Annotated in this window: 11 protein-coding genes and 1 pseudogene; 9 read left to right on the top strand and 3 right to left on the bottom strand. The window is 41.0% G+C overall.

Annotated features, from left to right (window positions below; genetic code table 11):
- The 5 genes from gap (at window position 1) to ACRWSG_RS01335 (ending at window position 3,536) form a co-directional block, all read left to right on the top strand.
- Window positions 1–1,005 carry a type I glyceraldehyde-3-phosphate dehydrogenase gene (gap, locus tag ACRWSG_RS01355; protein WP_054551438.1) on the top strand — a complete coding sequence of 335 codons (1,005 nt, stop codon included), beginning with the start codon at window positions 1–3 and terminating at the stop codon, window positions 1,003–1,005.
- A 119-nt stretch (window positions 1,006–1,124) separates the two neighbouring features.
- Window positions 1,125–1,472, top strand: coding sequence for a hypothetical protein (locus tag ACRWSG_RS01350; RefSeq protein WP_372530354.1), 348 nt, complete (start codon window positions 1,125–1,127; stop codon window positions 1,470–1,472).
- Window positions 1,473–1,493: 21 nt separating this feature from the next.
- Complete coding sequence (locus ACRWSG_RS01345; protein ID WP_138600584.1) at window positions 1,494–1,937, top strand: hypothetical protein; 444 nt, start codon at window positions 1,494–1,496, stop codon at window positions 1,935–1,937.
- 52 nt (window positions 1,938–1,989) lie between these two features.
- Entirely contained in the window at window positions 1,990–2,247 is a 258-nt protein-coding gene (locus ACRWSG_RS01340; protein ID WP_462165414.1) for a hypothetical protein, read from the top strand.
- Between the two features lie 167 nt (window positions 2,248–2,414).
- A complete protein-coding gene (locus ACRWSG_RS01335; RefSeq protein ID WP_462165413.1) occupies window positions 2,415–3,536 on the top strand; it encodes a sterol desaturase family protein in 1,122 nt (373 codons plus the stop codon).
- Between the two features lie 35 nt (window positions 3,537–3,571).
- On the opposite strand, the gene ACRWSG_RS01330 is transcribed toward ACRWSG_RS01335, so the two are convergent.
- The 3 genes from ACRWSG_RS01330 to ACRWSG_RS01320 all read right to left on the bottom strand — a co-directional run bounded on the left by ACRWSG_RS01330 (window position 3,572) and on the right by ACRWSG_RS01320 (window position 7,423).
- Entirely contained in the window at window positions 3,572–4,846 is a 1,275-nt protein-coding gene (locus tag ACRWSG_RS01330) for a leucine-rich repeat-containing protein kinase family protein (RefSeq protein ID WP_462165412.1), read from the bottom strand.
- Between the two features lie 46 nt (window positions 4,847–4,892).
- Window positions 4,893–5,606, bottom strand: coding sequence for a YebC/PmpR family DNA-binding transcriptional regulator (locus ACRWSG_RS01325; RefSeq protein WP_054561631.1), 714 nt, complete (start codon window positions 5,604–5,606; stop codon window positions 4,893–4,895).
- Window positions 5,607–5,680: 74 nt separating this feature from the next.
- Entirely contained in the window at window positions 5,681–7,423 is a 1,743-nt protein-coding gene (locus ACRWSG_RS01320) for an ABCB family ABC transporter ATP-binding protein/permease (protein WP_462166875.1), read from the bottom strand.
- A gap of 209 nt (window positions 7,424–7,632) precedes the next feature.
- Between ACRWSG_RS01320 and ACRWSG_RS01315 the strand changes: the two genes are divergently transcribed.
- From ACRWSG_RS01315 to secF, 4 genes and pseudogenes are all read left to right on the top strand, one after another.
- Window positions 7,633–8,679: an NAD(P)-dependent alcohol dehydrogenase gene (locus ACRWSG_RS01315; RefSeq protein WP_462165411.1), complete on the top strand. Its 1,047-nt coding sequence runs from the start codon at window positions 7,633–7,635 to the stop codon at window positions 8,677–8,679.
- Between the two features lie 192 nt (window positions 8,680–8,871).
- Window positions 8,872–9,249: a hypothetical protein gene (locus tag ACRWSG_RS01310; protein WP_054551432.1), complete on the top strand. Its 378-nt coding sequence runs from the start codon at window positions 8,872–8,874 to the stop codon at window positions 9,247–9,249.
- 74 nt (window positions 9,250–9,323) lie between these two features.
- Window positions 9,324–11,134, top strand: a pseudogene (gene secD, locus ACRWSG_RS01305) (protein translocase subunit SecD).
- Window positions 11,131–12,051, top strand: coding sequence for a protein translocase subunit SecF (gene secF, locus ACRWSG_RS01300; RefSeq protein WP_462165409.1), 921 nt, complete (start codon window positions 11,131–11,133; stop codon window positions 12,049–12,051). The pseudogene secD and the gene secF overlap by 4 nt, the downstream one beginning before the upstream one ends.
- Window positions 12,052–12,076: the final 25 nt, after the last annotated feature.

Raw genomic sequence — 12,076 nt, 5'->3', positions numbered from 1 at the left:
ATGATTAATGTTGCAATTAATGGCTATGGACGTATCGGTCGTAACGTATTACGTGCCCTTTATGAGTCAGCTCAAAACAACGAAATCAAAATCGTTGCAATCAACGATTTAGCACCAGCAAATGTTAACGCGCATTTAACTCAATTTGACTCAGTACACGGTCAATTTTCTCAAAAAGTAACACTTGCTGAAAACACTATGCTAATTGGTAATGACGAAATTACCCTTACGCAAGAGCGTGATCCTGCAAACTTACCTTGGAAAGCACTAAACGTAGATATCGTTTTAGAATGTACTGGTTTATTCACTTCACGTGACGCAGCGGCTAAACACATTGAAGCGGGTGCTAAAAAAGTTATTGTTTCTGCACCTGGTACTGACATGGATGCAACAGTTGTTCACGGTGTTAACAGCGAAGTATTAAACGCTGACAGCAACATCATTTCAAATGCATCATGTACAACAAACTGTTTAGCACCGATTGCAAAAGCAATCAACGACACAGTCGGTATCGAGCAAGGTAGCATGACAACAATTCATGCTTACACAAACGACCAAAACTTATCTGACGTTTATCACCCAGACTTATACCGTGCACGTAGTGCAACTCAGTCAATGATCCCAACGAAAACAGGTGCAGCTAAAGCTGTTGGTTTAGTACTTCCTGAACTTGCGGGTAAACTTGACGGCATGGCAGTACGTGTACCAACAATCAACGTTTCTTTAGTAGACTTAACGTTTGTTGCTAAGCGTGAAACAACTGCAGCAGAAATCAACGAAGTCGTTAAAGCAGCATCAGAAGGTGCAATGCAAGGTATTCTTGAGTATAACGAACTACCGCTTGTTTCTATCGACTTTAACCACAATCCTGCGTCTTCAATCTTCGATTCTACCCAAACTAAAGTAGATGGTAAGCTTGTTAAAGTGATGGCTTGGTACGACAACGAGTGGGGTTTCTCAAACCGCATGTTAGACCAAGTTAAAGCGCTAGGTCAGTTCTTATAATAGAACTGTAAAAGTTTAAGCTTTATCCAACAAAGCCACGTTTATCGTGGCTTTTTTGGTTTTTGCTGGATAAAAGTATTTATTCACAGTATCTTATCTTTAAACATTTTTAGGGACAGATGATGAATAAATTTTTAATACCTTTATGCCTCTTGTTAGTGTCTTGCTCATCCACACAAGACAAAAACCTACCCGATTTTAATATTCCCAAAGATGTGATAACAAAAGCAAAAGACGACTTCAGACGATCTGATGATAAAATTTTATTTATGATGATGGTTAATCAAGCGGGTGATGTTGTCAAAGTCAGTGTATTGGATAATAAACTGCAAAATAAGCAATTCTTAAATATGTTTAAAAAGAATATGTATAACCTTAAATATCCAAAAGCTCAGCAAGGCGATCCTGAATTTAGAGAATTCATTTTACCATTTGGTGTAAAAACTGAAGTAGAATTCTATGGTTAATCCCAGTTTATGAGGAAAATAATGAAAAAAATCTTATTAACTACTTCACTCTTTTTAACGTCGTTACTGCCTAGTTATGTTTCAGCATCAGAAGAAGCACATCAACTTGCAGTGTGTTTAACTGATTCACTAAATGGCAAAGAACGAAAAAACCTCGCTAAGTGGATTTATCTAGGTATGTCGACACACAGTATAATTAAGCCTTTCTCGAATGTAACAGAGCAAGATATGGATGACACTAATCGCTATGTTGGTGCATTAGTTACGCGTTTATTAACCGAAGACTGTCCAAAGCAAGCAAAAGCGGCGATTGAAGTCGGTGGTCAGGGAGCAATGGAAAACGCATTCGGTATTGTTGGTGAAGTTGCAATGCAAGAGTTAATGGCTGAACCAAGTGTTGGTAATGCTTTAGGTGCGTTTGATAAATACCTTGATCAAGATAAGTTTGATAAAGCATTTCAGTAATAGTTAAAAGGCTTATTCTTTTATAAGCCTAACTCGTTTCATAAGGATATGGATGTTCAATAAAATTAACCAGTTATTCGCTAATAAGTTATATAGGTCAATTGCATTGGTTTTAGTCATTCTCATTGCAGGGCCTGAGTTAATGATGGGGTATGAGCTCATGGCGCTACTTGAGTTTTTAGGTCCATCGACATTTGTGCTTATTCATTTGGCTGGAATAAAGCTTTATCTGGAAAGGCTAAAAAACGCTTTCATGAGGTTTGAAAAACATAGTTTGTGCTATAAAACCAAAGGCTTCGCACATTATTGACATGCCTGCGTTGATTATTCATTACTTACCTGAACGCAGTTTCGTTTTGGTTTTTTTGAGCTTGGTCTCAATTTGTTGTATACACATGTTTGTGATGGCTTAACGTATATTTGTTCCTAAATTCTTCTGTGTTATGCTGCAAAAAATTGATAAATGGATTTTATATCATGACACGTCTTTATCATCGGCTATTTAGAGCTGAGCAGTTTCAAGTGGGTGAGGGCAATATCAGTGGTTATATTGCTTGCTTCTTAGCTGTTTTATCCTGTTTAGGGGTATTAGCTTTTCATTTTCCTGAGTACTTAACGACCCCAGAGCTCAGGCAAAACTACAGTGTCAAGTTTTTACGCCAGCTGATGTTTGTGGCATTAATTATTTCAGGCAGTTTAGGGTTGTTGAATTTTGTTCGTAATACTAATAAACGGCTCGGTGCAACGGCTTGGGTGTTGATCTTGCTTGCTATTGCATTTGGTGGGCCGAATGTTGAAGTGGGCGACTTTAGAGATAATACGCCGTACTTGGGGCTTGATTGGTTCATTCTTGACTTACTTGGCTCCACACTGATTTTTATTCTAATTGAGAAGCTGCTGCCGCACCGTAAAGAGCAAAAAATTCTCCGTACTGAGTGGCAGGGTGATTTAAATCATTTCTTTGTTAATCACTTAATTATTGGTTTTGTGTTGCTGGCAACCAATCAGTTCGTGCATCATGCATTTGGCTGGGCTGTGTCTGATACAGTGCAAGGCTTTATTATTCAACTGCCATTTTTTCTCCAATTATTTTTAATCATTTTAGTGGCTGATTTAATGCAGTACTTTGTGCATAGGGCTTATCACGAAGTGCCCCTGCTTTGGCGTTTTCATGCCGTGCACCACAGTGCAAAAGAGATGGATTGGCTTGCTGGCTCTCGTCAACATATTTTAGAAATACTCGTGACGCGCAGCTTAGTGCTTACGCCAATTTTTGTGCTCGGCTTTCCATCGGATGTCATTAGCTTATATGTCATTATTGTTGGCTTTCAGGCTGTGTTTAACCACGCTAATGTTCGGGTAAAATTTAGATGGTTAAAGTATGTACTGGTTACCCCTCAGTTTCATCATTGGCATCATTCATCTGATAAAGCGGCCATTGACCGTAACTATGCTGCGCATTTTTCTTTTTTAGATTATCTATTTGGCACGGCAGTCAAAGGTCAAGCAGAGTGGCCCGATAAATATGGAGTGGTTGGCGATTACATGCCAGAAGGTATGTTAAAGCAGCAGGTGTTCCCGTTTAAAAAGCAAAAATAAAGCCTCACAGAGGCTTTATTTATTATTACCTATACTCATAATCGCGAAACTAGCTCAGAAAAGCGAGGGCGTTTGTCTGAGTTGAGTCCTAAGCACTCTTGAACGATGTCAGAAAGCATCGTGGTAATGTCGTTTTGTTCAGTGACTACAGTCAGTAAATCATCGATGAAATAACCAAGAGCGCGTACTTCAATGCCTTCTAATCGCTGCTGTTGATCAGGCGTCAGCATGGATAAGTCTGTTGCTGCACCAAAGTCACCAAATAATAACTCGCCCTGTGAATTGATCATGCTGTTATGGGCATAAATGTCACCATGGCTTACTTGCTTTTGATGTAAATGGGCGAGGGTACTTGTCATTTGCTTAACGATTTTTAGCACCATTTCTGGCGCGTACTGGCAGTTGTCTTCGAAGGTATCACGGGTACAGCTTGCAAGGGAGGGTGGCAAACCAAGATTCGTGAACTCTTTACTGATAAGCTCCATCACTAAACCAAGTTGTGACTCTTCATCGACATAGCCCAATGCTTTAATGAGATTTGGATGCTCACTGGCTTTTAAACAACAATTTAGCTCATCGAGTGGATAGCCATCACTGGTGATCTCGCCTTTAAATAACTTAAGGGCAACAGGACGTTGATGCCAATTAGCTAAGTGAATAACCCCAGACGCACCTTGATCAATCTGCTTTTTAACTTCGATTTCATCCAGTGTGATTTTGCTAAACTGCTCGCAGTGTAAGCTAGTTGAGCGATTTAAATCGTTACCAGAGAAGGCAAGCCAAGCAAGTTTCGGTAAAGCTAAAAGCCAATCTTCAACTTTTGTAAGCTTATTGGCACTTAAACGTATTAGCTCAAGCTCGTTACAATTAGCCATTGAAGCTGGTAAATGAGTTAACTGATTACCTGCCAGTGCGAGCTTTTTAAGCTTGCTGTACTCACCAAATGAATCAGGTAAAGCGGGGATTTGATTATCCGTTAAGATCAGCCATTCAATCTGCGTTGGCAAACAGTGCGCTTTAAATTCAGTAATTTGATTACCTTTAAATGCCACCATGATTAAGTTTGGGCATTGTCTTAGCACGTCTGGAATATGTTTAAACTGATTAAATGATAAAAACAGCCGTTTGAGATTTTTTAATTTGTAAAAATCGTCAGGTAAATCACTTAGCTGGTTATTAGATAAATCGAGGATTTCTAACGTATCGGCTAGAGTATAAATTTCTTTTGGGAACTCGGTTAGTTTTGCAACAAGCTGAATCCGTGTACAACCTTGTAGAGAACCGGCTTTTAACTCTTCGAGGGTATTCAATGTTGATTCCTTTGGGCTAAAAGGCCAACTTGGTTGGCCTTTTTAATTAAAACTGTGCGTTATGGTAAACGTTTTGTACGTCGTCACAGTCTTCTAGCATGGCTAAAAAGCGTTCCATGACTTCAACGTCTTCACCTTCAATGGGTGCTTCTACTTGCGGCACAAAAGCAATTAAATCTTCGTGGAAATCAGTAATTCCCATTTCTTCAAGTGCTGTACGGGTGTTGTTGTATTCAGTGTGTGGCGCGAATACCGTCACTTTACCGTCTTCAACTTCTACATCCGTTACATCTACATCAGCCATCATTAGCGCTTCTAAAACAGCTTCGTCATCATCACCATCAAATACAAAAATAGCGAGGTGATCAAATAAGTGTGATACTGAGTTTTGCGCGCCAATTTTTGCATTTGCTTTAGTAAAACAAACACGTACGTCAGCGAATGTACGTTTGTTGTTGTCGGTTAAACAGTCAACAATGATCATACAGTTACCCGGGCCGTAACCTTCATAGCGAGTTGCTACATAATCTTCGCCGCCACCGCCTTTGGCTTTATCGATTGCACGCTCAATCACGTGCGTAGGTACTTGGTCTTTCTTAGCACGCTCAATTAAGCGACGAAGCGCTAAGTTGCCATCGGGATCAACACCACCATTCTTAGCGCAGATATAAATTTCTTTTCCGTACTTTGAATAAACTTTGGTTTTTGCACCCGCAGTTTTTGCCATTGAGTCTTTTTTGTTTTGATAAGCTCTGCCCATCTGCGTGTTGCCTTTTTGTTATAGATAAAAATAAAGCGGTTATTCTAATCATTTAACCTACTAGTTAACAGTGTTTATTCTTCGCTTTGCTGTAACTGCCACATTCGTGCGTATTCACCATTCGCTGCAAGCAGTTGATGGTGCTGACCTTGCTCAACAACCTGTCCTTGTTTCATAACAATAATTTTGTCTGCGTCAGTAATTGTTGATAAACGATGTGCAATAACCAAGCTGGTATGTCTTTGTGCGACTTCACGCATCGCGCTGAGAATGGCTTGCTCTGAATGCGAATCTAGCGCCGATGTTGCCTCATCAAATAATAAAATGGGTGAACCTTTTAAAATGGCTCTAGCAATTGCAATGCGTTGTTTTTCACCGCCCGACACTTTTAAACCGCGCTCACCAACAAGGGTTTTATCACCTTTATCTAGGCTGGCAATAAATCCATCTAAATGGGCAAGGCTTATGGCTTTATCAATTTCATCTTCGCTTGCTGTTGGGTTTCCGTAGGCGATATTTTCGCGAATGCTGGTATTAAATAGCACGGTATCTTGCGGTACGATGGCAATAGCTTGGCGCAAACTTTCAAGTGTCACTGTGTTGATTGCTTGCTCATCGATATAAATTTTACCTGCATCAACATCATAAAAGCGGTAGAGCAGACGGCTTAAGGTGCTTTTACCTGCGCCACTGGCACCCACAATCGCCACTTTGCTGCCAGAAGTAACCTCAAAGCTTAAGTTATTTAGAATTGGCCGTTGTTTGTCGTAACTAAACGACACATTTTCAAATCGAATAGCAGCTTTGGTTGCATTTAATGGTTGTGCATCTTTGTCATCGCTAATGGCGGCTTTTCGATTTAACAGCCCCAGCATATTTTCAAGGTCAGTCAGTGCACGGCGTATCTCACGATAAACAAAACCTAAAAAGTTAAGTGGTAAAAATAACTGGATCATATAAGCATTGATCATCACAAGCTCACCTATTGTCAGCTCTTTATTGACCACTGAGCTGGCACCGAGCCACATTAGCGCTGTTATAGCCGTGGCTATAATAAGTGCTTGTCCTGAATTAAGGGCTAGTAACGATAAACGATTTTTAAGCCTTGCTTGCTCCCATTTAGCTAAAAAGCCGTCGTAGGTGCTCGCTTCATAGTGTTCATTGTTGAAGTACTTAACGGTTTCGTAATTTAGTAAGCTGTCGATTGCACGGGTGTTTGAGTTGTTATCGGCAGCATTTGCTTCACGAATAAATCGGTTACGCCACTGAGTTACAATCACAGTAAAAGCAATGTAACTAGCAACCGCAATTAATGTGACCAGTGCAAACCAAGGTGAAAATAAGGTTGCAAAAATAATGGCTACTGTGATTATTTCAAATAGCGTTGGCACAATATTAAACATTAAAAAGCGCATTAAAAAGCTGAGGCCACTTGTGCCACGCTCTATATCGCGACTGATACCGCCTGTTTGCCTGTCAAGATGAAAGGCAAGCTCTAAACTGTGCAAGTGCTTAAATACTTTTAGGCCAATATGGCGCATAGCGTGCTCTGTAACACGACCAAATAATGCATCGCGTACTTCACCAAAAAATACACTGGCAAAGCGCAGTAAACCATAGGCGATCAGCAAGGCAATAGGAACACTTAATAGCGGGTTGATACTCGCATCAACCGCGTCAATTATTTCTTTTAGTGCCCAAGGCATCAGCAATGTGGCGCCTTTTGCAGCAATAAGCGCTAAGACGGCTAAAATAACGCGGCCTTTAAAGGTCATTAAATAGGGCCAAAGTGTTTTGATGCTTTGTGAAAGGTTCATTGCATCAGGCGATCTCTTTACCTGTTCTTTGCGGCTCATTCCACGCATTGGGCTCTCTTGAATCAATTTGATAAAAATAGGCAAAAGCTTTCGTGTTTTAGGCAAGTGTACTTTGCTAAATTACCTCTATACTGAGTGCAGTATACACCAGCGCATTAGCAAATTAGTTAAATGCATGAGTTAAACACGAAGAAAATTAAGGAGTAAGCATGAAAACTGTCGGTTATGCAGCACATGATTCTGAAAAACCATTAGAGCCGTATCATTTTGAACGCCGTGCACTTCGTGATGAAGATGTATCAATTGAAATTCTGTATTGTGGCGTGTGCCATTCTGACTTACACACGGCAGAAAACGACTGGGGCTGGACTCAGTACCCAGTGGTACCAGGCCATGAAATCGTTGGTCGTGTTCTTGAAGTAGGTAGCGGCGTTACTAAATACAAAGTGGGCGATAATGTTGCTGTGGGTTGTATGGTTGATAGCTGTTTAAGCTGTGACCAGTGTCATCACGGTGAAGAGCAGTTTTGTCGCGAAGGGATGGTAGGGACCTACTCAGGACAAGACCGTATTAGTGGTGAACTCACTCAAGGTGGTTATTCAAAACACATTGTGGTGCGTGAAGAGTTTGTATTGAGTGTGCCAGAAGGCTTAGACCTTGCTAAGTGTGCGCCAATTCTATGTGCGGGTATCACAACGTATTCGCCATTACGTACGTGGAATGTCGGCCCTGGTAGCCGTGTTGGTGTGATTGGGTTAGGTGGTTTAGGCCACATGGCAATTAAAATCGCAGCTGCAATGGGCGCAAATGTTACAGCTATTAGCCGCAGTGATAAGAAAAAACAGCAGGTTTTATCTTATGGCGCAAAAGATTTATTGGTATCGAGTGATGAAGCTGCCATGCAAGCGCATGCTAATCAATTTGATGTGATCATCAATACTATTCCGGTAAAACACGACTTTACGCCGTATATTACGCTTTTAGATATTGATGGTACGCAAGTATTGGTTGGTCAAGTAGGTGAGCTTGCTGAGTCTAACTCAGTGCCGTTATTAATGGGGCGTCGCCGTGTTGCTGGCTCATTAATTGGCGGTATAGCGCAAACCCAAGAGATCCTCGATTTTTGTGCGTTACATAATATTCTGCCAGAAGTTGAAATGATCAAAATGGACCAAATTAACGACGCATTCGATAAATTAAAGCAAGGTGATATGGCCTCACGCTTTGTTATCGACATGTCATCATTAGAAGTCTAACAAAGTTAAATGACTAAGCGATCTAATTAGGTCCGCTTTTTGTTTTAGTCACTTTTATTTAAGTAATACCTTGTGTTTTATTTTTTTACCCTCATTATATCCCTGTCATCCGCTTAATTTATTGGTCAGTTCTTGTTACGGTTTTTCTCAGTCATTATCTTGCTCTTTACTGTGTTCTTTAGTGCACAGAGCATGGCTATGCCTGACACTCAGTCACACTTTTCTGCAACTAAATTGTTCCAAGTCGAGCTGACTAAAACACCAGTTATTTCCCAAACTCATACAGCTGAGCATCCTAAACCGGATGAACCATCGGGGTTTGATACCCTTATGCCGCGTTTAACTGCCAGTAATTCATCATTATTTCTTTATCATAGTCAGGTTGATCCTGATTACGAACTATTAATTGAATTCTTTGCTGAAGATTGGGGGAAAGAGCACTTTTTAGCGCCGCCAGGTGCTGTGCGTGTGATCCCATGGTTTGCATTAGCCACTCAACGTAAATCCCGCATTAGTGGCTGGAAAGACGCTAATCTCTTGTACAAAGCCAATACGACCTACCATAGCTAAACGACTTCCTTCGTTACTTTTTATTTTTTGGAATTAAATTTTTACCGGCTGACAATGCCGGAAGGAAGTCATGTATGTCACATAAATCAAAGCCGGCGCTATGGCGTCGTCTAAAAATGAGTTATGTCGCTATGATAGCGGCGTGTATTTTATTAGCGGTTAGCGCACTACCTAACCTTTACCCTAACAAATCTTGGTTGCACATTAGCTTGCCAGATCAGACTGTGACGCTGCAAAGTGTGACAACGGCACTAAATCAACATGGTTTTGAAGTGACTGAAGCCAATGATAGCCAAGCACAACTGGCTATTTTATTAGCTGAACCGACTCAAAGTGCCAATGCGTTGAGCTTTATAAAAACGCAATACCCACAGCTAGAGGCTAAAATTGTTGAGCATGCGACAAGCCCACAATGGCTTCAACAGCTTGGGCTTTCACCGATTAAGTTGGGACTCGACTTAAATGGTGGGGTGTTATTTGTGCTTGATGTTGACCTAGATAAAGCAATGCAAGAGCACTTAAACAGTGTCTATCAACAAACTAAATTAACGCTTCGTAAAGACAAAATTCGTGGTATTCGGGCAAGTGTTGTAAAAGAAGGGGTTGAGCTACAAATTTTACCAAGCGGCGAGGAGCAACTCGCAGGGCTTGTTTCAACGTTACAAGGTCAATTTAAAGGCTTGATGCAAACTAAATCAACAACGAATAACCTAACCACGGTATTACTGCATTTTAATGAGCAAAGCCAAAGCGAATTTAATAAACAAGTTATGGCGCAAAGCTTAACAACACTGCGTGGTCGTATTGAAGAGCTTGGTATCACTGAAGCGGTAACGCAAAGACAAGGTAAGCAGCGTATTCGCATTGAGTTACCCGGTGTGCAAGACCCATCAGAAGCGAAACGTATTATTGGTGCAACTGCGACTCTTGATTTTTACCAAGTCGTCGAAGTAGGTGGTAAAGCGTTTAATGTGCAAGGTGGTGGCGTTGTTAATTTAAATCCTGTTGCGATTTTTTCAGGTGATCACATTAATAATGCCAGTGTTGGCAAAGATGAATGGGGCAAGCCTTTAGTACAGCTTAGTTTAGATTCGCAAGGTGGCGATGCCATGTCTGCATTTTCTAAGCACAACATAGGTAAGCCTATGGCCACGGTGTATTCTGAATACTCGCGGGATGCAAATGGCGACGTTGTGAAAAAAAGCGAAGTGATAAATGTAGCAAACATTGCCCAGCATTTAAGTTCACGTTTTAGCATTACTAATATGAAAAGCCCGCAAGCAGCCTATGATCTAGCGCTTTTACTACGCGCTGGGTCGCTCACAGCGCCAGTGACAATTGTTCAAGAACAAACCATAGGCCCAAGCTTAGGCAGTGAAAACATTGAACACGGTTTAGCAGCGTTAATGCTGGGTATCGGAATTACCCTTGCCTTTATGGCGCTTTGGTATCGTCGCTTAGGGCTGATTGCCAATATTGCTTTATTGCTTAATCTAACGGCTTTAGTTGGTTTAATGTCGTTATTACCGGGGGTTGTGCTGACCTTACCGGGTATTGCTGGGCTTGTACTGACGATAGGGATGGCAGTGGATACCAATGTGATTATCTTTGAGCGAATAAAAGAAGAGAAGCGTAAGGTCGGCCTACTTATCAAGCGATTGAGCAAGGTTATAACCAAGCATTTTCGACCATTTTTGATGCCAATGTGACTACGATGATCACGGCAATTATTTTATATGCCATTGGTTATGGGCCGGTGAAAGGCTTTGCAATCACATTGGCGCTTGGGCTATTAACTAGTGTCTTTACTGGCGTTTATATTTCGAAAGCGCTTAGCCAAACACTCTACATTAAACTAACTAATTTAACGGGGGCTAAAGCATGAGTTGGTCAACATTAACTGCAGCTAGTAAAGCGCGCGTTTTAGGATTATTGCTTAGTTGTGTTTTAGTCATTACGAGCTTAACTGTTTTATCTGTAAAAGGGCTAAACTTTGGTCTTGATTTTACAGGTGGCTACATCACGGAAATTAACACAACGTCAGTCACAACAATTACAGATTTAAGGGCAAAGTTAAGCCCTGAGGTTGCGAGTAAATTAACTATAAGTAAAGCGGGTGAATATCACTTTGTTTTAAGAGAAGCACCAGAGGTTAGTAAAGCCAGTACTTGGCAAGCAGAGCTGAATGAGCAAGGGGTAGACTATACCGTTTTATCTAGCTCATTTTTAGGCTCACAAGTGGGTGATGAGCTTTTTGAACAGGGCTGTTTAGCTTTATTTGCAGCGCTGATTGCAATTATGGTTTATCTTGCTGTGCGCTTTGAATGGCGACTCGCGGTAGGTTCAGTGGTTGCACTTTTACATGATTTAATCTTAGTGCTTGGTTTATTTTCCTTACTTGGGCTTGAGTTTAATTTAACCGTGCTGGCGAGTTTACTGGCTATTATTGGTTATTCATTGAATGACTCAATTATTGTTGGCGACAGAGTTAGAGAACTTTTACGTATTCAGCCAGACAATCAACGCATAAATACCCATGTTGTGATTAACGATGCAATTGGTTCTACCTTAACACGTACATTGATCACCTCAGGCACAACACTTGCGACCATTGCTTGTATTTGGCTGCTTGCAGGGGCTGCATTAACGGGTTTTGCTATCGCGTTATTTGTGGGTATTGTGGTAGGGACCTTCTCATCGATTTGTATCGCCGCGACCTTGCCGCAGTTATTGGGGTTAAGTTCAGAAAATTACACCCAAACACTGGATGATAAAACTAAAGCCTATATGGAGTTGCCGTAAGCCAGTTTTATAACTTACTTTCATC

The sequence above is a fragment of the Pseudoalteromonas sp. GB43 genome (genome assembly GCF_054923805.1).
This window is presented reverse-complemented; position numbering and strand designations above follow the sequence as displayed.